Annotated in this window: 24 protein-coding genes and 1 tRNA gene; 14 read left to right on the forward strand and 11 right to left on the reverse strand. The window is 53.2% G+C overall.

The features are described 5' to 3' along the window. The first annotated feature begins 54 nt into the window (after nt 1-54). Nucleotides 55-990, forward strand: coding sequence for a hypothetical protein (locus tag NT239_05070; GenBank protein XGA72219.1), 936 nt, complete (start codon nt 55-57; stop codon nt 988-990). A gap of 47 nt (nt 991-1,037) precedes the next feature. Here the strand turns inward: NT239_05070 and NT239_05075 are convergent, their stop codons facing one another. Continuing rightward, nucleotides 1,038-1,322 (reverse strand): hypothetical protein, encoded by a 285-nt coding sequence (locus tag NT239_05075; protein XGA72220.1) that lies wholly within the window; start codon nt 1,320-1,322, stop codon nt 1,038-1,040. Nucleotides 1,323-1,412: 90 nt separating this feature from the next. Here NT239_05075 and NT239_05080 point away from each other — a divergent pair, with 90 nt between their 5' ends. Together NT239_05080 and NT239_05085 are read left to right on the forward strand one after the other, a co-directional pair. Further along, nucleotides 1,413-1,727 (forward strand): DUF2322 family protein, encoded by a 315-nt coding sequence (locus NT239_05080; GenBank protein XGA72221.1) that lies wholly within the window; start codon nt 1,413-1,415, stop codon nt 1,725-1,727. Between the two features lie 116 nt (nt 1,728-1,843). Beyond that, nucleotides 1,844-2,656 carry a MipA/OmpV family protein gene (locus NT239_05085; GenBank protein ID XGA72222.1) on the forward strand — a complete coding sequence of 271 codons (813 nt, stop codon included), beginning with the start codon at nt 1,844-1,846 and terminating at the stop codon, nt 2,654-2,656. Between the two features lie 37 nt (nt 2,657-2,693). Here NT239_05085 and NT239_05090 read toward each other — a convergent pair whose 3' ends face one another. Further along, on the reverse strand, nt 2,694-4,073 hold the full coding sequence (locus NT239_05090) for a DEAD/DEAH box helicase (GenBank protein XGA72223.1): 1,380 nt from the start codon (nt 4,071-4,073) through the stop codon (nt 2,694-2,696). 170 nt (nt 4,074-4,243) lie between these two features. Continuing rightward, nucleotides 4,244-4,612, reverse strand: a complete 369-nt coding sequence (locus NT239_05095; protein ID XGA72224.1) for a hypothetical protein — start codon at nt 4,610-4,612, stop codon at nt 4,244-4,246. 170 nt (nt 4,613-4,782) lie between these two features. Here NT239_05095 and prmB point away from each other — a divergent pair, with 170 nt between their 5' ends. The 4 genes from prmB to NT239_05115 all read left to right on the forward strand — a co-directional run bounded on the left by prmB (nt 4,783) and on the right by NT239_05115 (nt 8,217). Continuing rightward, nucleotides 4,783-5,691: a 50S ribosomal protein L3 N(5)-glutamine methyltransferase gene (prmB, locus tag NT239_05100; GenBank protein ID XGA72225.1), complete on the forward strand. Its 909-nt coding sequence runs from the start codon at nt 4,783-4,785 to the stop codon at nt 5,689-5,691. Between the two features lie 188 nt (nt 5,692-5,879). Continuing rightward, complete coding sequence (locus NT239_05105; GenBank protein ID XGA72226.1) at nt 5,880-6,032, forward strand: hypothetical protein; 153 nt, start codon at nt 5,880-5,882, stop codon at nt 6,030-6,032. 119 nt (nt 6,033-6,151) lie between these two features. Beyond that, nucleotides 6,152-7,978, forward strand: coding sequence for a DNA helicase RecQ (gene recQ, locus NT239_05110; GenBank protein XGA72227.1), 1,827 nt, complete (start codon nt 6,152-6,154; stop codon nt 7,976-7,978). A gap of 110 nt (nt 7,979-8,088) precedes the next feature. Further along, nucleotides 8,089-8,217, forward strand: coding sequence for a hypothetical protein (locus NT239_05115; GenBank protein ID XGA72228.1), 129 nt, complete (start codon nt 8,089-8,091; stop codon nt 8,215-8,217). Here NT239_05115 and NT239_05120 read toward each other — a convergent pair. The 3 genes from NT239_05120 to NT239_05130 form a co-directional block, all read right to left on the reverse strand. After that, entirely contained in the window at nt 8,200-9,120 is a 921-nt protein-coding gene (locus NT239_05120; protein XGA72229.1) for a phosphotransferase, read from the reverse strand. The genes NT239_05115 and NT239_05120 overlap by 18 nt on opposite strands. A 131-nt stretch (nt 9,121-9,251) precedes the next feature. Continuing rightward, nucleotides 9,252-11,726 (reverse strand): FtsX-like permease family protein, encoded by a 2,475-nt coding sequence (locus NT239_05125; GenBank protein XGA72230.1) that lies wholly within the window; start codon nt 11,724-11,726, stop codon nt 9,252-9,254. After that, nucleotides 11,723-12,445, reverse strand: a complete 723-nt coding sequence (locus NT239_05130; GenBank protein XGA72231.1) for an ATP-binding cassette domain-containing protein — start codon at nt 12,443-12,445, stop codon at nt 11,723-11,725. The genes NT239_05125 and NT239_05130 overlap by 4 nt, the downstream gene beginning before the upstream one ends. Here NT239_05130 and NT239_05135 point away from each other — a divergent pair. Continuing rightward, entirely contained in the window at nt 12,444-13,046 is a 603-nt protein-coding gene (locus tag NT239_05135) for an arylesterase (protein ID XGA72232.1), read from the forward strand. The genes NT239_05130 and NT239_05135 overlap by 2 nt on opposite strands. Before the next feature lie 105 nt (nt 13,047-13,151). Here the strand turns inward: NT239_05135 and NT239_05140 are convergent, their stop codons facing one another. Genes NT239_05140 through NT239_05155 form a run of 4 tightly spaced genes read right to left on the reverse strand, consistent with a single transcriptional unit; the run spans nt 13,152 to nt 15,743 of the window. Beyond that, the gene (locus NT239_05140; protein XGA72233.1) at nt 13,152-13,736 is read right to left on the reverse strand and encodes a BON domain-containing protein; all 585 of its coding nucleotides are present in this window, start codon (nt 13,734-13,736) and stop codon (nt 13,152-13,154) included. Continuing rightward, entirely contained in the window at nt 13,736-14,326 is a 591-nt protein-coding gene (locus NT239_05145) for a phosphoheptose isomerase (GenBank protein ID XGA72234.1), read from the reverse strand. The genes NT239_05140 and NT239_05145 overlap by 1 nt, the downstream gene beginning before the upstream one ends. A 32-nt stretch (nt 14,327-14,358) precedes the next feature. Continuing rightward, nucleotides 14,359-14,694: a YraN family protein gene (locus tag NT239_05150; protein XGA72235.1), complete on the reverse strand. Its 336-nt coding sequence runs from the start codon at nt 14,692-14,694 to the stop codon at nt 14,359-14,361. Then, the gene (locus tag NT239_05155) at nt 14,691-15,743 is read right to left on the reverse strand and encodes a penicillin-binding protein activator (protein XGA72236.1); all 1,053 of its coding nucleotides are present in this window, start codon (nt 15,741-15,743) and stop codon (nt 14,691-14,693) included. The genes NT239_05150 and NT239_05155 overlap by 4 nt, the downstream gene beginning before the upstream one ends. 87 nt (nt 15,744-15,830) lie before the next feature. On the opposite strand from NT239_05155, the gene rsmI reads away from it, so the two are divergent. Then, on the forward strand, nt 15,831-16,694 hold the full coding sequence (rsmI, locus tag NT239_05160) for a 16S rRNA (cytidine(1402)-2'-O)-methyltransferase (GenBank protein ID XGA72237.1): 864 nt from the start codon (nt 15,831-15,833) through the stop codon (nt 16,692-16,694). A 73-nt stretch (nt 16,695-16,767) separates the two neighbouring features. Continuing rightward, nucleotides 16,768-16,851, forward strand: a tRNA-Leu gene (locus NT239_05165). Nucleotides 16,852-17,000: 149 nt separating this feature from the next. On the opposite strand, the gene NT239_05170 is transcribed toward NT239_05165, so the two are convergent. Beyond that, a complete protein-coding gene (locus tag NT239_05170; protein ID XGA72238.1) occupies nt 17,001-19,136 on the reverse strand; it encodes a TonB-dependent siderophore receptor in 2,136 nt (711 codons plus the stop codon). A 203-nt stretch (nt 19,137-19,339) separates the two neighbouring features. On the opposite strand from NT239_05170, the gene NT239_05175 reads away from it, so the two are divergent. The 4 genes from NT239_05175 (at nt 19,340) to NT239_05190 (ending at nt 23,715) form a co-directional block, all read left to right on the forward strand. Next, a complete protein-coding gene (locus NT239_05175; protein XGA72239.1) occupies nt 19,340-20,053 on the forward strand; it encodes a siderophore ferric iron reductase in 714 nt (237 codons plus the stop codon). A 115-nt stretch (nt 20,054-20,168) separates the two neighbouring features. Beyond that, nucleotides 20,169-20,933 carry an ABC transporter ATP-binding protein gene (locus NT239_05180; protein ID XGA72240.1) on the forward strand — a complete coding sequence of 255 codons (765 nt, stop codon included), beginning with the start codon at nt 20,169-20,171 and terminating at the stop codon, nt 20,931-20,933. Further along, the gene (fhuB, locus tag NT239_05185) at nt 20,930-22,879 is read left to right on the forward strand and encodes a Fe(3+)-hydroxamate ABC transporter permease FhuB (GenBank protein ID XGA72241.1); all 1,950 of its coding nucleotides are present in this window, start codon (nt 20,930-20,932) and stop codon (nt 22,877-22,879) included. The genes NT239_05180 and fhuB overlap by 4 nt, the downstream gene beginning before the upstream one ends. After that, the gene (locus tag NT239_05190) at nt 22,876-23,715 is read left to right on the forward strand and encodes an iron-siderophore ABC transporter substrate-binding protein (protein ID XGA72242.1); all 840 of its coding nucleotides are present in this window, start codon (nt 22,876-22,878) and stop codon (nt 23,713-23,715) included. Before fhuB ends, NT239_05190 begins: the two co-directional genes overlap by 4 nt. Nucleotides 23,716-23,803: the final 88 nt, after the last annotated feature.

The following is a 23,803-nucleotide window of genomic DNA, read 5'->3' on the forward strand; positions in this document are numbered from 1 at the left end:
CTGTTTTTATTTGTAATCAGCTAATATAAGCATTCCAAACGCATGCACCCGATCATGGCCACTGAATCGAAATCATCTTTACAGCTTATCCGGCAAGCACGACTTGATCTGGCCCAGTTGCTCAGCGACCCGCTAGCGGCGGAGAATTTTCCCGCCGCAGTCTCCGCGATGGTGCAGCAAGTACAAAGTGCCTGTAGTCAATCTGCAGAGGTTGCCCTAGCAACCATTATGCTCGAGCTCGAAACCGCCTACCCCATCCGTCACGCGGTGGATGTAGCGATTGTGGCTGAGTTAAGCTTGTGCAATCTGGGCCAAACTGCAATGCAGCGCGCCTCCGTCGTGGCGGCTGCGCTCACGATGAATATTGGTATGCACGCGCTGGAAAACCTCCTTGCCGCGCAAGAGGGGCCGCTCACGCCGGATCAGCGCGCACAAATGCAAGCCCACCCACAAATTGGCCGCGACCAACTGCGTATGCTTGGCGTATCCGATATTCAGTGGCTCGATTGTGTAGAGCAACACCATGAAGCGCCCGACGGCAGTGGTTATCCGCGCAAACTGCGCAGTGAAGACATTGTGTTTGAAGCACGCTTATTAAGCCTAGCGGATCGCTATTGCGCCATGCTGAGTAATCGTGGCTATCGGCGGCGACAACTGGCTGATGCGGCGATGTTTAGTACACTCAATAGTGGCGCAGGCAGTTTGGATCAAAAGCTGGCGCAATTGTTTTTATCAACGCTGGGGCTGTATCCACCCGGCAGCGTGGTGCATTTAATCAATGGCGAAACTGGCGTCGTTGTGCGACGCGGCAAACTCGATAGCACCCCCTTGGTGCTGTCTTTATTTAATAGCAATGATCAATTATTGAAGCAGCGGGTATTGCGCAATACCGAAGAATTTGATTTTTCTGTCATTCATTTGCTTGATAGTCGCATTATTGCAGGCCAACTACCACTGACTGAAATTTGGGGTGATGCCGCCCATGTTTAAGCGGCACCCTACCCGTGCTGCGCACCGGTAGGGTCTTTAACGCTAGTTTACTTTGCCATGCTGGCTTTGCTGGCCATGCGAGCTTGGCGACGCTCATCGCGCATCGCGCGCATTTTATCGTGTGCCGCTTTGCGCTCAGCTTCGGATAGCACGCCGTCTTTATTCGCGTCCATCATATTAAAGCGCTCTTCCATATGCTTTAAAAAATCAGCCTTAGTGACATCGCCCTTTGGCATCCCTGCATGCCCCCCCACAGGGCTAGGCGCAGCCAGCGCAAATGAAGCCACAGTTAAAGAAGCCGCCGCGCAGATCATTTTTAAGGTGGTATTCATCTTTCGTTCTCCATTTGATTTCAAGTGAGCGCATGATGCGCTTGTATGTTATAACGCCTCTCCCTACTCAACCGTTGACAAGGTGAACCGATGAATTTTGCCGAACAGCTGGCAGCGTTGCCGACCGTAGATCATTTAAGCGCGATTGAACTTCTCAATGGCGATGATGTGGTAGCTCGCATTGAAAATAAACCCGGCCAAGCAGGCAGCGTACGCGTGTACCACGCGCTGTATCAGGAATTTGGTGCCATTAGTGATATCGCCGCGCAAAAAGGGCTGCGCATTTATGCCGAACACACGCTAGATGCGGAAAAAAATCCGGGCAATCATCCAAATATTGATCGCCTGTTCCCTATCGCCAACGGTGCGGCGCCATTGGCTGTGCGCCTTATCGCCGCGGCGTAAATTTCCGGCCTTGGCAAAGCGACTGTCGTAGATGTGTTGTGTTCGTTGCGCCATTAAAGGCATCACGACAGCGCTTTGCTACAATTATTACTTTCCATGTAAAAGATCGAAGCATCATGTGCAAAACAATACTATCTAAAGGTATAGCCGTTTTAACCACTCTGGCTCTTGCATTTACTGCTATACCCGCCAAGGCTGAAATTGATTTTGGCTCGCTCGATTCTTTTGCAAGCGACTCAGACTCCAGCCCAGTCCCCAATGGAGTGGTGCTCGGTGGCGTAGTACTCGGTGGCCAGGCGCGCTATCAAGCACAAGATAATTCTTTTTACGCGATCCCAGGCATGATTTATTTTGGCGAACGCTTAATGTATTTGGGCGATCGAGCGCGTTACTACGTTTACAAAGAAGGCAATGTTGCCGCTTATTTATATGGCCGTGTCCGCTTTAGCAATCTTGATCCTGAAGAAACTGCGGCCTTTGCCGGCATGAAAAAGCGCGACTGGCAATTAGAAGGGGGGGCAGGTGCGAATATTGTCACGCCGTATGCTCTACTTACGATTCGTGCGGCCAGCGATATAACCGGAACCAGTAAAGGCCAAGAAGCCCTCTTCTGGGCAGACTTTCCCATCGTAAAAGATAATCTTTTAATCATGCCCGGCGCTGGGGTCATGGTACGCAGCGCCAATATGGCTAATTATTATTTCGGCGGTGTATCTGCGAGCGAAGCAACGGCAACCCGTGCAGCTTGGGATACCGGCACCACCGTGTCACCCATGACTGCGCTGATCACCAGCTACCGGTTTAATAAAAACTGGATCGGTATGGCCGCGGTCAATTACGAGTTTTACGACAGCGATATCAAAAACAGCCCACTTGTTCAACACAGTGGCGAATTTTATGCTGGGCTTGGTTTAGGCTACATTTGGTAATAATGAGTGCAATAAAAAAGGGCCGAAAGGCCCTTTTTTATTGCTGATCCAGCGGCGTCCGCTTGGGTAAGAACAGCGCGGCAATCTGCGGCGCGCGTTTGGGCAGCTTTGGCAAATCAGATGGCAACGCGGGAATATCCATCGCATCACGCGCAGCGCGCGATGGCATACGCTCGGTCACTTCACCATCACGACGTGGGCTACGCTCGCGCTCTGGTCGCGCCCCACGACCACGCTCACGCAATGATTCGCGCTCGTCAATAATTTGAATCGTTCCCGGCGAAAAGCCCGGTACTGGCGTTAATGGTAATTCGCGTTTCAAAAGCGCTTTAATGCCGTTGTATGCTTTGTCTTCTTCGGGTGCGACCAAGGAAATCGCAATGCCGGTGGCACCTGCGCGCCCAGTACGACCAATACGGTGGACGTAGTCTTCTGGATTGGTTGGCAACTCGAAATTCACCACGAACGGCAAATCGGTCACGTCCAAACCACGCGCGGCCACGTCGGTGGCAACCAGCACTTGCGTTTCACCCGCTTTAAATTTGTTCAGCGCCTCAGTACGCGCTTTCTGATCGCGATCGCCGTGAATCGCTTCGCAATTAAATCCGGCGCGTTTTAATTCGCGTGACACTTGCTCTGCGCCAATTTTGGTGCGGCAAAATACAATGACCTGCCCCATTTGATGCACACGAATCAAGTGCGCCAGCAAGGCACGTTTACGTGCGGTTTCAACCGGATGCAGCTCTTGCTTGACCGATTCATTCGCCGAATTTTGGCGCGCGACTTCGATCTTGACTGGATTATTCATAAACTCATTACTGAGTTTGACGATTTCCGGCGCAAACGTTGCCGAGAACAATAGCGTTTGCTTGCGATTGGTACATAGTTTGAAGATTTCGCGGATATCGAGAATAAAGCCCATATCGAGCATGCGATCGGCTTCATCCAAGACCAAAATCTCAACTTGAGACAAATTGATATTTTTTTGCCCAATATGATCGAGCAGGCGGCCCGGCGTGGCCACCAGTACTTCAACGCCATTACGCAACGCTGGGATTTGCCCTTTGATATCCACACCACCATACACCACATGGCTACGCAAACCGGTGTATTTACTGTAAGTGGCAACGTTGTCGTAAACCTGATCAACAAGTTCGCGCGTTGGCGCCAGTATCAGCACGCGGATCGGGTGGCGCGCTGGCGACACGCTGGTATTGGCGTGGCGGATGATTTTGGTCAGAATCGGCAAAGTAAACGCTGCGGTTTTACCGGTACCGGTTTGCGCGGCGCCCAATACATCTTGGCCAGTTAAGATCACGGGGATGGCTTGCGATTGAATCGCAGTCGGGTTTTCATAGCCCTGCTCGGCAACTGCCTTTTGAACTTCAGGCGCAAGGCCAAGCGTTGCAAATGTCATACCCATACCACTCCGATGTGCAAAATAAAACCAAAGCGGCACTTTACACCAAGCGAAGGGGGATGGATACGTTTAAAGTGCGAAAATAGGTTTAAATTCATCCATCTAATTGCAAACTACCAAGCTTTTTTCATCGTTCAAGCTCTTGAATTGCTTGGCCGATTTAGTACTCATTTGGCTCGATATTTGAGCACGATAGAAATTATCTTCGCGCGATGATTATCCTTAGCATCCTTTAAGCTATCAATCACCATTTTTTCTACCTGTACGGCAGATGCTGAACCACCTCGTTTTTGCATATCATCCATCATCAATTGCTGCAGTCTGAGGTAATTGGCATTGCACAAATCCAGCGTAGTTTCGGCAATAAAGGCAGGCGAGGCAATACTCTGAATTTGTTGCTTAAGCTCATGGCGGATGCAGCTATTCCACGCCTCTATTTCCTGCGTTACACGTTGCTGACCTTCGTCTAATTGCTGATTGGCCCATCCTTGGGCATGCAGACAAGCCATCAATACAAAGGCTAGAAACGATTTCATCAATTGCATTTCTCCGGGCAGGATAAAGTGCCAAAAATTAATAATGATATGTTACTGAATTTCGATATAAACCAAATGAGCAAGATATTTTAAAGACAAAATCACAATTAGCCCATCAGTTCGCAGTACACTTAGCATTCTCAATATATGCAGCAAGGGAGCCATGCATCATGTACGAAACCGCCCGCGAATATCTGACTACTGTGCGTGATCTGCACCGTTTTGCTGTCAGCCGATTCAATGCTGCCGAGCTTTTTTACGGCCACGGCACCAGTGAAGCATGGGATGAAGCCGCCTATTTAATTTTGGCGACGCTTAAATTGCCGATTGATCGCCTCGAACCGGTGTTTGACGCGCGGCTATTGCCTGAAGAAGTTGAACTGGTACTCAATGTGCTGCAAGAGCGTGTCGTAACGCGTAAACCGGCGTCTTACCTCACCAAAGAAGCGTATTTAGGCGAATTTAAATTCTATGTCGATGAACGCGTCATTGTGCCGCGCTCATTCATCGCCGAAATTTTATTTAATGAAGGGCTAGAGCCGTGGATCGAGCATCCAGAGCTGATCCACAATGCCTTGGACCTGTGCACCGGTTCGGGTTGCTTGGCGATTTTGATGGCGCACGCTTTCCCCGATGCGGCGATCGATGCCGTTGATTTATCCCCAGACGCACTCGATGTAGCGGAAATCAATGTGCTCGACTACGGCCTTGGCGATCGTATCGACTTGCTCGACTCTGATCTTTTCGACGCCGTGCAAGACATGAAATACGACTTGATTATCTCCAACCCACCTTACGTTGACGCGCACAGCGTGGAAGAGCTGCCACCAGAGTATCTGCACGAACCAGTGATGGCATTGGGTAGCGGCGAAGATGGCTTGGACATTACGCGCAAAATCTTGGCACAAGCCAGCGAGCGTCTCAATCCGCATGGCGTATTAGTGGTGGAAATTGGCCATAACCGCGAAGAACTCGAAGCGCAATACCCAAGCTTACCGTTTATTTGGTTACCCACCGAATCCGGCGATGGTTTTGTGTTCCTGCTCACGCGTGAGATGTTGATCGAAGCAGGGTTGTAAGCATTCAAAACCAATAAGAATCGCACAAAGCTTATTTTTATTCGCTTTAAATCAAATGACCGTCTATCAGATGACGGTCATTTTCTTTCAATTACTGTATGAAATAAGCATTTTTATCGATGTCTTGCATTGCACAACAAAAAAGCTGAATTTATACTGACAATAACTTGTACACCCGTGAGTTTGTAATGCTGGAATTTCTGATCATTACCCTGATCGTCTTGGCCTGTTTACCGTTCATTCCTTGGTCGCGCTTTGGCAAAAAAAAATCATTGCTTGATGAAAGTCTTCACCCTCTCACCACGCAGGCTGGGTATGTAGACAGTAAAGACGAAGACTAATAGGTATAGGCTTATTCCCATTTATTTGCTTAAACCTTAAGAGCATACCCCTAGAAACCAGCCAAAATCAAAGAAGCAGATATATTCCCCCGATGAAGCGGCGTACAATAGCGCCGCTTATGTCAAACACCGCCTCCCCCACTTCTAATTCGACCCGCGCTCAACATTATTTAGCGCACGTCTTCGGCTATCGCGCATTTCGCGGCATGCAGGAGCAAATTGTCAATGCGCTGTGCGCAGGGCAAGACGCGCTAGTCTTGATGCCAACGGGTGGTGGCAAATCGCTGTGCTATCAAATCCCCGCCTTGGTGCGCGATGGCTGCGCGATTGTCGTCTCGCCACTGATCGCGCTGATGCAAGACCAAGTCGATGCGCTGCTTGAAGTCGGCGTGGCGGCGGCGTTTTTAAATTCGACGCTCGATGCCGATGCCGCGCGGGATGTTGAACAGCGGCTATTGGGCGGGCAACTCAAATTGCTCTACGTAGCCCCCGAACGCCTGATGACGCCACGTTTTCAATCGCTACTGCGCCAAGCGCATATTTCGCTGTTTGCCATCGACGAAGCGCATTGCGTCTCGCAATGGGGGCACGACTTTAGGCCCGAATATCTAGCGCTGTCGATTCTGGCCGATGATTTTCCGAATATTCCACGCATCGCACTAACCGCCACCGCCGATCACGCGACGCGCGCCGAGATGAAACAGCGCTTGCGTCTGGAAGATGCGCAAGAATTCGTCGCCAGTTTTGATCGCCCCAATTTGCGCTACACGATGGTCGAGAAAAAAACCGCGCGCGATCAATTACTGACCTTTTTGCGCCGCGAGCACGAGGGCGACTCGGGCATTGTGTATTGCTTATCCCGCAAAAAAGTCGAAGACACCGCGGCATGGCTGCGCAGCAAAGAAATTAAGGCGCTACCGTATCACGCGGGGCTGGATGCCAGCACGCGCGCCAAGCACCAGCAAATGTTCTTACGCGAAGAAGGCATCGTCATGGTTGCCACCATCGCGTTTGGCATGGGCATTAATAAGCCCGATGTGCGCTTTGTTGCGCATCTGGATTTGCCCAAATCGATCGAAAATTATTATCAAGAAACTGGTCGCGCTGGCCGCGACGGGCTGGCCGCCAATGCGTGGTTGGCGTATGGCTTAAATGATGTGATTTTGCTGTCGGAAATGATAGAGCAAGGCGGAAGTCCAGAAGCACAAAAACACGTCGAGCGACGCAAGCTCGACGCGATGCTCGGCTTGGTAGAAGCCACTGAATGCCGCCGCACCGTGCTATTGGGTTATTTTGGCGAAGCAACAGTGCCGTGTGGCAACTGCGATAATTGCCTGAACCCGCCGCAACTGGTCGAAATGGGCCAAGCGGCGCAAAAAGCGTTGTCCTGCGTGTATCGCACCGGAAACCGTTTTGGCGTCGGGCATTTGGTCGATGTGTTACGCGGCAAAACCAGCGTCAAGGTCAAAGAATATCTGCACGACAAAATCAGCACCTTTGGCATCGGCAAAGACATCGACGAAGCGAGCTGGCGCGCGGTGTTTCGCCAATTGTTAGCCAAAGGCGCGCTGCAACTCTCGCCTGAAGGCCACGGCGGCTTGCAGCTGACCGACGCTGCTCGGCCATTTTTAAAAGGCGAAGTACCGCTGTTTTTACGCGCACGCACCGAGAAATTTAGCTATCGCGGCGACAAAGGCAGCGAATTTAGCAACGAGGCAGATCAGGCGCTGTGGCAAGCCTTGCGCAAACTGCGCAAACAGCTCGCCGACGAAATCGAAGCGCCGGCCTACCATATCTTTGGCGACGCCACACTGAAAGAAATGGTGCGCCTACGACCGCTCGACCATTACGAGCTATCGCGCATCAGCGGCGTCGGCGATCGCAAACTGGATAAATACGGCGATGCCTTCTTGCGCGTGCTGAACGAAAATTATCTGGGATTATAGCTGCAACACTTAAATGCAGTTATTTGCAGTGCAGGTATATCAATACAAGCCAAACTAGCAATAGGCTTTGAATCTATACCCATTTGCAATTCGACTTATAGCAGATAGTCGTGCAAACGTATGCCAGCCAATTCTTGCCAGCCGAAAGCCCAATCTATGCATCGCGGGCAGCAAAACGCCCAGCCAAAGGCTGGGCGAGCGAAATCACAGCTGGCAATCTATTAAGCCGCAGCGACTAAGCGCGTATTTGCAATTAAACGCTGCACTTTGGCGATGTTGCGAATTAGCATGGCTTCGTCGCAGACGCCCGTTTGTGCGATTTGTCGCACATTGCAAAACACGCCAAAGTAGGCCAAACGTAAACGCACAGCATCGTCAAAATTTGATTTTTTCAGATAATTGCCAAGCAATTTCAAATCCGGGCGCACGGTATCGAGCTGAACCAGATCAAGTTCGCAATGGCTAAAGCGCACCAAACCCGGATCTATGACGCCGCACAAACGATGCGTATCGGGGTCAACTAAGAAATTAGCCGCATGTGCATCGCCATGAATAATGCTGCTGGTTTGCCGGTTTGATTCAGGCAAGCGGGCAAATTGCGTGGCCAACTCAATTAAATCGGCACGCAGCGGTGCACTTATCCATTGCGCCGCATCGGCACCATTCAGCCACGCAACACGCGCGGCTAAATCACTTTGATACGCCTGCGCAAACGTGGCATGCCACTGCCCCGTTTCATCTTGAAAGCCCATTTCACAACTAATGGCGTGTAGGCCACGCAGCCAATCGACAAAATCATCGGCAAAATGGTCAATTTCGATCGGCGACTCTAATTCATGGCTAGCGGGTGAGCCATGAATATACGTCAGCACTAGCGCCTCGCCAGGCTCGCCTGGCTGATGTACGGCGATCACTTCGGGTAAATTTAAGCCATGCAAATACTGGCGCAGCATATTGAGCGCCTGCGCTTCGCGTTGCGCCTGATGAGGCTGGCGGTAGCATTTCAGTACAGCGCGCAAGCGGCCCACTTGCACCAGATACACATCCGCCTGAAAGCCGGTAATTTTTTCTACGGAAGTCGCGTTTCCGCCCAGATAAGTCTGGCACAAGCGCTCAACCTGCCCTTGCTCAAGAATAAACATGGCTCACCTCACATCGATATTAAGCGTGAGGATGCGCCTGCAAGACGGGCAATGTTTTGCGCTGGCACAAATCTGGCGCAAATAATCACCCGCTGTGCGTACAAACCACAATCGCGCGCTACTGCTCCGCGTTAATCTGCTTGCAGCATCAACATTGGCGTGGTTTTGGCAAGGCGCAATAGCCGTCGCCACACGGTCAGGGCGGTTAAGGCCATTCCCGCCAGCGCCGAATACAGCGGCAGCGCCCAGTTAATCATCCACGGCAAATTAAATAGGTTGTGCGCCACATACCAAGCGCCTACTGCGGCAACCAGACCCGCCATTAAACCGGCCACGGCACCGAGCAACAAGCTTTCCAGCCACCAGATTTGCGCGATTCGCCGCGTGCTCGCACCAAGGGCGCGCATCAGCGCCGCTTCGCGCCTACGTTCCGCCTCATTGGTGTCGAGCGCCGCCAGCAAGACCGTGAGCCCCGCCAAAACGCACATCACAAATACCAAGCGCAAGGCGGCAGAGGCCAAGCCAATCACCGCTTCCACTTGCGCCAACACTTGTCCGACGTCGATGATCGTGACATTGGGCAGCGTATGCACTAAGTCAGGAACAAATTGTTTTTTATCCGCCGGCAAATAAAAGCTACTAATCGCGCTGCTCGGCTGTTCGCGCATCATCGACGCTGTGCCGACGACGAAGAAATTAGCGCGGAACGAGCCCCAGTTGACTTTACGTAAATTCACCACTGGCGCGCTAACTGGCACGCCAGCAATATCAAAGGTCAGCGTGTCGCCGATTTTAATGCCGAGCGTTTCAGCCAACTCGCTCTCGACCGACCAGCCTGGCCGATTTTGATCGAGCGGCTCGCCTTGAATGCGCTGATTATCAGCGCGCTCGTCCTCGCCCCATGATAAATTAAACTCGCGCTCGGCCAAACGCTGCGCGCGCGGCTCGCGATAGCTTTTCGGATCAACCGGCTTGTCGTTAAGCAAAGTCCAGCGGCCACGAATCATCGGCTGCACTTTGGGCTCGGGCAACGCCGCGTTGGCAAACAGCTGGCTAAATTGCGCACGCTGCTCAGGTTGGATATTGACAGCAAAATGATTGGGCGCATCGGGCGGCACTTGCGCGCGCCACGCATTGAGTAAATCGCTTTGCACGACGGTCAGCAGCCATAAGCCACACAAACCCAAAGTTAGCGCCGCCAACTGAGCAAGCAATAAACCGGGCTGGCGCAGCATTTGGCGCAGCGCGATTTTGCCCGCGCCTTGACGCAAGCTGCGTTGCAAAATTTTGAGTACCGCATACGACAGCAAGGCAACCAAGCCTAAGGCCAGCACAATACCTCCACCCACTATCGCCGCTAACTTTACGTCCTGCGCTATTTGCAACAAGATACCCAGCATGGCAACAATAGTAATCCCATATTGCCACAGCCAATTCACGTTCAGCGTAATATCGCGGCGCAATACGCGCAGTGGTGGTGTTTTCGCCAAACTGAGCAATACGGGGCCAGCCGAACCGAGCAATAGCACCAAACCAAGTAAACTCGCCCAAGCCCACGGCCACAGCGTTCCGGCAGGTAAAGGCGCGGCTAATTGATCGGCGATCAGCCAGACCAAAATCGTCTGCGCCAGCCATGCCAATGCACCGCCCACTAGCGCGGCAAAACTCGCCAATAACAATAATTGGCTAAGCAATATGCCACGCACTTTGGCTTGGCTTGCGCCCAAGGTGCGCAGCAGCGCGACGGTATCAAAGTGGCGCAAAGCAAACCGCCGCGCCGCCAGCACAATCGCCACGGCAGCCAGCACGCCGGCGAGCAACGATGCTAAGCGCAAAAAGCGCTCGGCTCTATCGATGGCTTGTTTGAGCTCGGGGCGCGACTCGCGGACATTTTCCACACTCTGGCCGCGCGCCAATTGGGTCTTCATCGTGTTTTGCCATTGCAAAACCTTGGCTTCTTCACCGGCAACCATCAGGCGATATTTCACGCGGCTACCAAAACCCAATAAACCACTGCGCGCCAAATCGGACTCCGCCATCATCAAACGCGCTTGCAGACTCGAAAAATCAAAACCAGCATCGGGCTCGCGTTCCAAAATACCGCTGACGCGCAAATTCAATTGCCCTAGCTGCACCGTTTGCCCGAGCTGAACGCCTAAAATGGCTTGCAAACGCTGGTCGATCAGCACCTCGCCACTGCGCGGAGCTTGGCCGTTTTTCGGCGCGACAAAAGCCAATTGGCCGAGCAAAGGGTAAGCCTCGCTCACTGCTTTGACCGACGCCAAATTGGTTTTATCGCCAAAGCTGACCATCGACGGAAAAGTCGCCGTGGTTGCGATTTTCAGCCCATATTGCTGCGCCAGTTGCGCCGCAGTTGGGGCAATCGCTTGATCAGACAGCAGCACCGCATCGGCCGCCTGCAATTGATTCGCCTGGCCGAGCAAGAGCCGCTGAACTCGATCGGTGAGCATGCCAACTGCGGTGAGCGACGCAATCGCGATCACCAAGGCCAGCAGCAATGTTTTGTATTCACCCGCAGCCATACTGCGCGCAAATAAGCGCCAGTGCAGCCGCCAGGAACTGCGTGTAGCGGCAGCGCTCATCATGCTGGAACCTCGCTGATTTGCGGCGCTGCGGGTTCATTCCACGCCATAATCTGCCCCGCTTGCAAGCGCAAACAATGCGAGCAGCGCTCGGCCAAGGTTTCATCGTGCGTCACCAGCACCAGCGTCGTGCCCATTTCGCGATTGAGATCAAACAGCAAATCAGCAATCACCGCGCCCGTTGCGCTATCGAGGCTGCCCGTAGGCTCGTCGGCAAACAATACGGCCGGCTTGGGCGCGAAGGCGCGCGCCAAGGCGACGCGCTGTTGCTCGCCGCCGGAGAGTTGGCGTGGCAAGTGATCGATCCGATGCGCCAAGCCGACGCGTTCTAACCAATGCCGCGCAATCGATTCAGCGTCGCGAACGCCAGACAATTCCAGCGGCAACATCACATTTTCCAGCGCGTTCAATTCGGGCAACAGCTGAAATGATTGGAAAACAAAACCCGCCAATTGCCCCCGCACGCGAGCGCGGCCGTCTTCATCCAAGGCTTGTAAAGCATGGCCTTGCAGCAGAACTTCGCCATCCGTGGGCAAGTCCAAGCCTGCAAGCAGCGCCAATAAACTCGATTTGCCCGAACCCGAACGGCCAACGATGGCCAAACTGGCGCCAGCTGGTACACTGAAATCAATATCGTGCAAAATCGTCAGTGTTTGCGCGCCAGTATCAATGCTTTTATGCACATTGCGTGCTGCGATCATGCTTGGAGTTTTATCGGACATGCTTAAACGTATCCTTGTGGGTTTAGGCTCGGTGCTTGCCATGCACACCGCGTTGGCAGCAGAGCCTGTTATTTTGGTTTTTGGCGACAGCCTATCGGCTGGCTACGGCATCGCCGCCGATCAAGCTTGGCCCAAGCTATTAGAAAAAGAACTCAAGGCCAAAGGCAAAGCTTATCGCGTCGTCAATGCCAGCGTCTCTGGTGAAACGACAGCGGGAGGGCTAACAAGGTTCCCGGCTACGCTTAAACAACACAAACCACAGTGGCTGATTTTGGCACTCGGGGCCAACGATGGTTTGCGCGGCTTGCCCGTTGAAGCCATGAAACAAAATTTAGGCAAAATGATCGCGCAAGCGCAAAGCTCGGGCGCCAAAGTGCATTTAATCGGCATGCACATGCCCCCCAACTACGGCGCCAACTACACGCAACAATTTGCCGCGGTCTACCCGGGCTTGGCCAAGCAATACAAAGTAAGTCTTAGCCCTTTCCTGCTAGAACCCGTAATAAACAACAATCAATATTTCCAAGCCGATCAGCTCCACCCCACTGCTGCGGCGCAGCCTTTATTGCTGAAGTACATCCTGAAGGAGTTCAAGATTTAGCTACGGGTATATTGTCAAAAGGCTTTCTTCAAAAGGGCTACATAGAAATACCCAACAAGACAAATATTCATCGCTCAAAAAAATGCCACCTTGCGGTGGCAGTTTTTATTGCGGCAATGCTTGCACGGGTTGCACCAACTTCACAACGCGTGCGACCCCCGAAACCGATGCGGCGATATTAGCCGCTTTATCAGCCAAAGCTGGGCTACTCATCCCGAGCAGGTACACAACGCTGCGATCAGTGATTACTTGTAAATGTACCGCTGCGGGATCCCCACCAGATGCCAACAAAACGCTTTTCACTCGTGTTGTCAGCTGGGTATCGTTCAAGCGCTCTGTGGTGGTCGATAATGGACCAATGAATAAATCATTATGAACGCGCTTGGTTTCGCTAAATGAGCGGGCAATTTGTTCCGCTTTCGCTTTGATATCCGCACTAGGCACTTCGCCAGTCAGCAACACTTGTCCATTAAAGGTATTTACCGATATATGCACCTGATCCCGCCATTCATCGCGAATCTTGGCATCAATATCAGCCCCTAATTTAGTGTCGTTTTTAATGCTGACCGTGGGACGTGGATCTGAGCCAATCCATGCCCCTACCGCAACACCACCCACTACCATCAACGGAACGCAAGCCGATAATCCCACACTGGCAGCCAAGATAGCCGCAGTTACGACACGCTTCATTAATCGCCTCCCAACAGCATAAAATCAACGGCATCACACAGCGCATGAATCGCAGTGATATGCACTTCTTGAATTCGCGCGGTGCGTGGATGCGCAACGCAAATGTTTACATCGTCGCCCGTCATTAAATCAGCAATTTGCCCGCCGTCACGGCCGGTGAAAGCGATTACCGTCATTTGGCGGTCGTGCGCAGCATGAATGGCCGAAATCACGTTGGCCGAGTTACCCGAGGTTGAAATCGCCACCAAGATATCGCCAGCGCGACCCAAGGCGTGTACTTGCTTAGAAAAAACCAAGTCAAAATCATAATCGTTGGCAATGGCCGTCAAGGCGGACGAATCCGTCGTCAGCGCAATCGCTGGTAAACCTGGGCGCTCACGCTCGAAACGGCCGACCATTTCGGCGGCAAAGTGCTGCGCATCGGCGGCTGAGCCGCCATTACCACATGCCAAAATCTTGCCGTCCGCAATCAAAGTCTGTACGACTTTTTCAGCCGCCAGTGAAATCGCCGGGCTGAGCACTTCGACAGCGGCCATTTTCGCGGCGATGCTTTCTTCGAAGTGTTGCTGAACGCGTTGAATTAAATCCATGTGTATTTCCTTATTATTTGCCAGCTAGGCGATTAGCCGCTGATGCAGTTTTTTAGCCATGAAATGGTCTGGCCATCAATACAAATGGCATCAAATCGACACGCAGGTGTTGATTTGATGCTTTGCAAATACAATTGGGCGCTGGCCCAGAGTTTGGCTTGTTTCGCCGGAGTGATGCTTGCCGCCGCACCACCAAACTGCTTTGAGCGCCGCTGACGTACTTCAATAAACACCAGTTGCGAGCCATCGAGTGCGATTAAATCAATTTCACCGTGTCGGCATGACCAATTACTCGCAACCATCCTTAGGCCTTGTTCCGTAAGGTATTGAGCAGCAAGCTGCTCAGCGGCCAGGCCTTTGTCATTCATGGCGCTGATCGCCCCATCGTGCGCTCAACCATTTCACGCTCGACAATATGTTCGCTATTTAATGTGAGCGTACCTGTTAATCCTTCCAAGCGCTCAACCGTGCCACCTTTGGCTAAGATGGCGGCGATTTTCCAAGCATCAACCCCCAAAGCAAACAATCGTTCCAGATCATTGGACGTTGAGCGTGTGCGATTGTAAAGCTCAAAGCCGACTTGCTCGGGATAGGCCAACCACGGCATATCTAAATACTTAATTCCCGTTAAATCTATCAGTGCAGTGGAGGGCAAACGGCCTGGGTTAATTTGATTGGTGCCATACACTGCACGTTCATTACCGAGGAAGGGGCGTACAATACGCGCGGATTTGGCATCCATCGCTAAGAAAACCGAATCAGCCGCATTTTCTACTAATTGATCTTTTAATTTCGGGGCATCCCGTTTGGGATTGGCGATGGTCACAATCACGGGCTTGGTTCCCGTTTGCTCAAGCCAACTATCGGCAAAACTTTGCGCCAAACGTTGCCCCGTCGTATCGTTGGTTTGCAGTACGAGCGGATGCTCTTGATTATCGAGCTTCATCAATTGAGCCATCGCCTGCGCATCGGCCTCAATCCCCAAGCCAAAGCTATATAAATTGCTTTGCACCAAGGTGGTTTGGTCAAAGCCATTTAAGCCCACCACAGGCACAGTTAAATCCGTGCTATCGGCTAAAAAGTTCATCGCTGATTTGGTTAACGGGCCAATCACCGACACTGCGCCCCCTGCAACGGCTTTCAGATATTGCTCACGAATATCTTCTTCTTTATCCGTGGTATCAAACATGCGCACCAACGGCGTATCGCCTCCACCATGCACCCGCTCGGCAGCCAATACGCCGGCACGAATACTATCCACCGCAGGCTTAAATGCCTTGGCCTGCCCCGGCAACAGCAGGGCAATATACCCTGTCGGCGCTGTCGCAACCTCCTCGCTAGCCTGTACAGGAGTGGCCGATGACGCCAGTGCCCCGTATAGTAGAGCACTCACGCCCAAAAGGCGGGCTACTTTCATGGATTTGAAAGCAGCATTTTTAGTGACATTTTTTGCAAATGTACTTGCGCCTAGAGTTTTTGAGCGCAAGCCAAGGAGATTTTTCACGTGCATAAGCCTGATATTCCTGTCAGCAAGTCTGCATTATATGTGGTTGCCACACCAATCGGTAATCTCGGTGATATTACCGAACGCGCTTTGGCTGTTTTGCGCCAAGCCGATGTGATTGCCGCTGAAGATACGCGCGTCACAGGGCAATTACTCAAGCAATTTGGTATTAGCACACCGATGATCTCTGTGCGCGAACATAATGAACGCGCCATGGCTGAAAAAATAATCACCCGCCTCGCCGCTGGTGAAACCATTGCCCAAGTTTCCGACGCAGGAACCCCAGCGGTGTCTGACCCCGGCGCGGTACTGGCTGCAGCAGTTCATGCCGCCGGTTTTCAAGTGATCCCGATTCCGGGCGCATCGGCCCTAACCAGCGCCTTATCAGCCAGCGGCTTTACTTGCGCACACAGTCTGTTTTATGGCTTTTTACCACCGAAAACCAAACAGCGCTGTGATGAGCTAACAAAACTGAGCCAGTTGCCCTACCTAACCGTGTTTTATGAAGCACCACATCGCATCGCTGAATGTGTTGCCGATATGGCCAAAGTGTTTGGTGCAGAGCGTGAAGCGGTGTTGGCGCGCGAATTAACCAAAACCTTTGAAACCATCCGCCGCGCCCCGTTAGCGCAATTGGCCGAATGGATCGCGAACGACAGCAATCAACAACGTGGCGAAGCCGTGATCGTGGTTGATGCGGCGCCAGAAGCAGAAAAAGCAGAAGGCAGCAGTTACGACTCATTATTAACGCCGCTGATCGCAGAGTTACCGTTAAAACAAGCGGTTGCCCTTGCCCAAGCGATTTCAGGCGCACCACGCAATGCACTCTACGAGCGCGCACTTGAGCTAAAGAAAGCCGAATAAGCAATTTTTATGCAAAAAGTGCTTGCCAAAACGGCAAAGCATCTCTATTATGCGGGCTCTAAACCAGTTACCTGCCCAGGTGGCGAAATGGTAGACGCAGGGGACTCAAAATCCCCCGCCGCAAGGTGTGTCGGTTCGAGTCCGACCCTGGGCACCAATTCAAAAAAGCCGTTCAGCTGAAAAGCTCAACGGCTTTTTGCTTTTTTAGCCCCGCCAATCCGACGCGGCATCTCGCATAATGTTTAGTTTTGAACATTAAAAAGCCCGACGCAATTGCCTCGGGCTTTTTTGCTGCGCTAGCTTAAATTACCAAGCGTATTTCAGGCTCGTCATCACGCTACGCTCATTACCGAAGTAGCAATAATTTTCGTCGTAGCAAGCGGCAACATAATCTTTATCAAATAGATTATTCGCGCTCACTTGCAGCGATGCACCTTTCATTTGACTCATCCAGATGCCCAAGTCAACGCTGGCCGACAAATCAAACAAAGTCGCTGACGGCACTGCCATCGTGTTGGCTAAATCGGCGTAGCTCTTGCCGATATAGCGCACCCCTGCACCGATGCGCGCACCAGTAACTGGCGTGTAGTTCAGCCAAGCTGATGCCATTTGCTCGGGCGACTGGCGCGGGCGTTTGCCTTCGGCTTCGGCTGCGCCATTTTGAATCTTCATATCGCTGTAGGTATAAGCCGCTTGCAGATTAAATTTCTGTGCAAACGCCAAATGCCCTTCGAGCTCAATACCGCGCGATTTCACCGTACCGACTGATTCAAAATACCCCTCACCCGGCACCATGCGTGCTACGTCTTTCTGCTGCAAATCATAGTAAGCCGCTGTGAGCAAAGTGCTGGCGTTGGGTTGATACTTCACGCCGGCTTCCCACTGCGTACCACGCGATGGCTGCAAAACTTGGCCCGCAGCGTCTACGTTGCTGCTCGGGTCAAACGATTCGCTATAGCTCACATACGGTGCCAAACCACTATCGAACACATACAGCGCGCCAAAACGGCGGCTGGTTTCACCGCCATCCCACTCAGTTTTGACCTGTGTATCGGTATCCAGCGACGAGGTTTTGGCGCGATCGTAACGAATACCGCCGGTAAAGCGCCACGCGCCTAAGCTAATTTGGTCTTGCACGTAATAACCAATCTGGCGGAACTCACGCACCCAATTCGATTGACCTATATCACTGAGCTCGGTGTTGCCGTATTGCGGCGCAAATGCATCGATCCCAGCGACGCTACCCCACCCCCAAAACCCAGTATTCTCGCGGTCTTGGTAGTCGATACCAAACACAATATCGTGAATCAGCGCGCCAGTGGCTACCGTTCCTTGCACACGGGTATCCACCGCTAGACCGCTTAGCTCTTCTTCCGAGAAGCTATACCCACGACTCAGCTCAGTTTCATTAGCCCAGCCAGATTGATAAACCTGTTTCGATGCATAATCCGAGCTGGTGTGGCGCAAATTCTGCCGCACTTCCCACGCTGGGTTAAAGCGGTGCGCGAATTGGTAACCAAGCATGCGCTGCTCGCGATCAAACTCGTCTAAATTGGGCTCGCCGTCAAAAAACTCACGGCTCACTTTGCGGCCAGCGTGTGTCGTTACCGCGCCTTCATACGGTGTGCCACTGTGGTAGCCGCCCTCAGGATCATTTTGCACATAGGCTTGCAGCAACAAAGCCGTACTTTCACTTGGTTTCCACAACAATTGCGGCATGATGGCCAAGCGTTTTTCGCTCGAATAATCTTGCATGGCATCGGCTTCGCGGCCCAAACCGGTCAAACGATAGCTCAATGTTTCGCTCAAGCCACCCGCCAAATCAAAACCTAAAGCGCGCGTATTATTGGTCCCCACATCGACGCTAATTTCGCTGTGGCGCGCCATTTGCGGCTGCTTGGTCATCAAAGCGACCATCCCGCCCGGTGCGGCATTGCCGTACAACACTGAAATCGGGCCACGGACCAAATCAATGCGTTCGATAAAATACGGGTCAACTTGGAAGGCGCTAAAACTACCTGCGTCTGACATCAAACGCATGCCATCGAGCACCGTATTGGCCATACTGGTGTCAACAAAACCACGCAGCGCCACATAGTCGTAGCGCATCGCATTGCCGAACAAGCCTGAATACGCGCCAGGCACATAATCGAGCGCCTGGGCAATCGTGCGCGGTTTTTGCGCTTCGATCTGCTCTTGGCGCACCACGCTGACCGATTGCGCCAACTCATTCAGCGGCGTGGTAGTTTTGGTCGCCGCACGGCTATCAGAACTTGTCCAATTGCCATCAGCGCGATTTTGATTTTCGCTATTAGCGCCAACTACTTCGACTTCTTGCAGTAAGGCCGCATCACTGGCCCACACCCCACCAGCCATCATTGCCATACCCGCAGTACACAAGGCCTGTACCAGCGGACGAACCATCCATTGCTGTTGCTTCATACCATCCTCAACGATTAACGATTAGAGCCTAGCGCCCCAAAGCCAGATAATGATAATCATATTGATAATCGTTGTCATCTACGTTATATTAATTAGCGTTTTCATCATGCTGACGAGATTTGCATCCTATTTTTGGAAAAGCTTGAAAATGCCACGCAGATAGTCAGCCAACACACTCTAGCCCCCCTTCATCCGAGCTCACGATGTTGCCCAGCGTATTACAGCAAATCCACGCCAAGTTTCCTGCGCTGTGCGGTCAATGCGAAACACAGCCCAGCGTGCAACTGGATTTGGCGGCACAGCTAATGAGCGACTGGAAAAAACGCCAACCCGCAGCTGGAAAAATGTACTGGACTGCACGCAGCTGGGGCATGTTGATGTGGCAACCGGCGTATTTAAACGTCATCGCCAGCTATCTTAGCCGCAGCACATTTGAGTTGACGCATCTGCGCCAAACCGTCGTCGACGGTTTTACCACCGGCTATACGCTACCCGAGTCCGCGCTACAGCACGGCGCGGGGGAAGAATTGATTCGAACAGCGGCCAGCGCCTTGCGGCAATACCACCAGCAGCATTTGCAGCAGTTGTGTGAGCTGGAGCGATTTTCTGCCAAACAAGCGGCGTGCCTCACCGTCGATTGCGTGTTATCGGCCTTGCTATGGGTGCAGCAGTATTTGGGCTGGAGTTATACGCAGCTCAACGCGGCCGCCGAGCAATGGTTAAGCGCCTTGGAGTGGCAAAAGCACGGCCAGTTGATGCCGATTGAAATGCCCGGCAGCGCCTGCTCGGCAGCGCTCAATCGCCAAGGTTGCTGCCAGCATTTTCGACTACCCGGCGAGCAGGCGTGTAGCACTTGCCCGCGCTGGCCGATGGCGGAGCGAATCGAGAAAATCAAATTGGAGCTGATGAATACTTAGGCAGGTATCAGCCACTAGATCAAGATCAATCTTACTTTCACACATATACCCATGAGTCGCAATGCGCAGCACCAGCCTGTTGACCATCGCACTCACGTAAACAAAGACCTAAATCATGTACCAACTTCGCGACGTAAAACTAAGCCGCAATACCCGAACGCTATTGCAAATCGACGAGTTAACGCTGCCCGCGCACGGGCTGACCGTCGTGCTTGGGCACAATGGCTCGGGCAAGTCGACTTTACTCAAAATGCTCGCCGGCCAGCTCAAACCCGATCAGGGGCAAGTGCTGTTTAATCATCATTTAGTACATGCTTTTGCGCCGCGCGAGCTGGCCAAACACATTGCGTATATGCCGCAGCAAATCCCGCAACCGGCGTTAATGCAAGTGCGCGAATTGGTCGAGTTGGGGCGTTTTGCGTGGCGCGGCTGGTTGCAGCGCTGGCAGAGCGACGATAGGCAGGCGATTGCGCAATCGATGGACGACACCGACGTCGCGCATTTGGCGCAGCATGCTTTGGACGAGATTTCCGGCGGCGAGCGCCAGCGCGCGTGGCTGGCGATGCTGTTGGCGCAAAACGCCAAAATGCTGCTGCTCGACGAGCCCAGCTCGGCGCTCGATTTGGCGCATCAATATCAATTAATGAATCTGCTGCGCGCGCAAGTGGCCAAGCAATCCTGTGCGGTGATCGCGATTTTGCACGATTTAAATCTGGCGCTGCGTTACGCCGACCGGATTATCGCGCTGCAGCGCGGCACGATTTGGTTTGACGGCACGCCAGTAAACTTGCTCACGCACCCGGCGCTCAGCGATTTATACGGCATAGACCTTGATATTTTGCCGCGCGAGGGCAAACACGCCGTGGCGGTCGTCGCATGAAAAAACCATCTTTACTGAGCTTGGGCGTGCTGACGCTCGTGCTCGCCGTCGTTCATTTGCAACTGGCCACGCCGCTCAGCATCGCGCAGCAATGGCAGGCGATCACATCGGCGCAATCGAGCAACATCGACGAAATTATTTTTCTGAACGCGCATCTGCCGCGCACGGTATTGGCGCTATTGCTCGGCGCGGCGATGGCACTCTCAGGCTGCCTGCTGCAGCTACTAACGCAAAACCCGCTCGCCTCGCCAATGACCTTGGGCATCTCGGCCGGCGCGTGGTGCGCGATTGTATTGGGCGGCATTTTTGCCCCCAGCTGGACGATACCGCTCGAATGGTTAGCACTGGGCGGCAGCTTAGTTGCTTTTATGCTGGTCGGCGTGCTGGCTGGCTGGCGGCAATTGCATGGCCTCAGTGCACTGCTAGCAGGCACGGCGCTTAATTTACTGCTCGGCAGCATCGCCAGTATTGCCGTGATGATGAACGATCAATACAGCCGTTCGCTCTTGGTGTGGGGCGCGGGCGATTTGGCGCAAAACGATTGGTATTGGGTGCAATGGCTGCTGCCGCGCCTCTTGCCCGCTCTATTACTGTTGCCGCTATTATGCCGACCATTGCATTTGCTGCAATTGGGCAATGCGGCTGCGGCTGCGGCGGGTTTAAATGTGTTGCGTGTGGGTCTTGCCGCATCCTTACTTGCGCTGTGGCTCAATGGCTTGGCGATTGCCGCGGTGGGCTTAATCGGCTTTGTTAGCCTGCTCGCACCAGCCTTGGCAAGGCTGATTGGCGCGGCAAAACCGGCCGAGAACATGAGGTATGCCGCGCTACTGGGCATGATGACTTTGCTACTGGCCGATACACTGGCGATGTATGTATCCAGCATCTTGCCCGATATTTTGCCCAGCAGCGCCGCGGCGGGTTTAATTGGCGCCCCGCTGCTGATTTGGCTGTGTTTAAAGCAAAGCATCGCCGACGGCGTAACGGTGATGCCGCGCGAGAAAAAAACGCGCCAAGCTTGGCCGCTGCCGGTTTATCTCTCGATTGCGCTCACTGTTTTAGCGCTGTGCGCGCTAACCGGGCGCGACGAACTGGGCAACTGGACGATTGCATGGCCGGATGCGCAATTATGGGATTTACGCTGGCCACGCCTGCTCGCCGCGTGCGCAGCCGGAATGGGTTTGGCAGTCGCCGGGCTGATTTTGCAAAGGCTGTTGAATAATCCACTCGCCAGCCCCGATTTACTCGGTATTTCGTCGGGCGCGAGCTTGGGGATGTTGTTCGGCCTATTGCTGGGGTCAAGCTTCTCGCCGTGGCTATTTTCAGCGTCGGGCGCGGCGCTGGTTTTACTTGCGCTGTGCTGGCTAGCGCCACGCCAAAGCCCGGCGCGGCTGATTTTGCTGGGCATTGGCCTGTCGTCCTTTTTAGAAGCCGTGCTGCAATTCGTGCTAGCGCAGGGCAATAACGACAGTTTTCAATTGCTGAACTGGTTGGCCGGCTCGACCTATCACACCACCGGCGCGCAAGCGCTAACTTTGCTGCTACTCGTCGTGCTGCTGTCCTTGCTAACTTTATTCGCAGCTCGCGTGCTAACGCTTTTTGCGCTGGGCGAGCCATTGGCGCGAGCAGCGGGGCTCAATGTCACGCGGGCGCGCAGCTTCTTGCTCTTGCTCGCTGGCGCTTTAAGTTTGGTGATCAGCAGCCAGTTTGGCCCTTTGGCCTTTATTGGTCTGGTCTTGCCGCAGCTGGCCTTGCAACTGGGCGCGCGGCGCATTGCTACGCAACTACTACTAGCTACCTTGCTTGGCGCGGTGATGCTCGGCATTGCTGATTTGGCCAGCCGCGCGGTGTTTTACCCTAGCCAGCTCCCCGTTGGCGCTTTGGGCTCTTTCGCATGCGGCACTTTATTACTACTGGCGCTGCTGACTTCAGCGCGGAGTCGAACATGAAAATCATCGCACTACTTTTTTGCCTAGTGCTCAGCGGTGTCGCGCACGCAGCGCCCCAACGCGTGATCGCCTTGAGTTGGGAAGCGACCGAGTATTTATTAACCTTAGGAGTCACACCGATTGCGATTGCCGATCGCAACGATTACCAGCAATGGGTCGTGCAACCGGCGCTGCCTGCTAGCGTGCTCGACGCGGGCAGTCGGCTCGAGCCTAATTTAGAGCGGATGTACGCGCTTAAACCCGATCTGATTATCATCAACCCATCGCTGGCCGGCATGAAAACCACGCTGGAAAAAATCGCGCCGACGTTGGTTTTAGAAGCATTCAGCGCCGAGCACGATAATGCGCAAGCCGCTGAAAAACTGCAGCGGCAATTGGCACAAATGCTCAATCGCCTGCCGCAGCATGAAGCTTTTTTAGCGAAACAACAGCAGGCTTTGGCGAAACTGCGCAGCGCAATTACGCGGCGATTTGGCGCACAGCCGCCTGCTGTGTGCATTGTGCGCTTCGCTTCGCCGAGTAGTTTTTGGGTGTATGGCGAGAACTCAATGCCCGAAGCGGCGATGCGGGCGCTCGGCCTGCGCAACGCCTGCCCGCAAGCGCGCAGCGCGTGGGGAACACGCTTGCGCAAATTGCCCGATCTGGCCGCAGTCAATCACGGGCTCTTGCTGCATATCGCGCCGTTTGACCGCCAAGCCGAGCTAGAGCGCAGTGCGCTGTGGCAGGCTTTGCCCGTAGTTAAACAGCAGCGTGTGCGCGCCCTGCCCGCGGTGTGGACTAATGGCGGTGCGTATTCGATTACGCGCTTGGCGCAAATCATCAGTACGAATTTATAAGCAAGGCCAATTTGTACTCACTTCAGGCTGAGGGTTGAGCTGAAGACTTTGAGTTAGAAAATCGATATTTCTTTCCCCAGTGTCTATG

This window comes from Chitinibacter sp. SCUT-21 (assembly GCA_041874755.1).
Classification (GTDB): domain Bacteria; phylum Pseudomonadota; class Gammaproteobacteria; order Burkholderiales; family Chitinibacteraceae; genus Chitinibacter.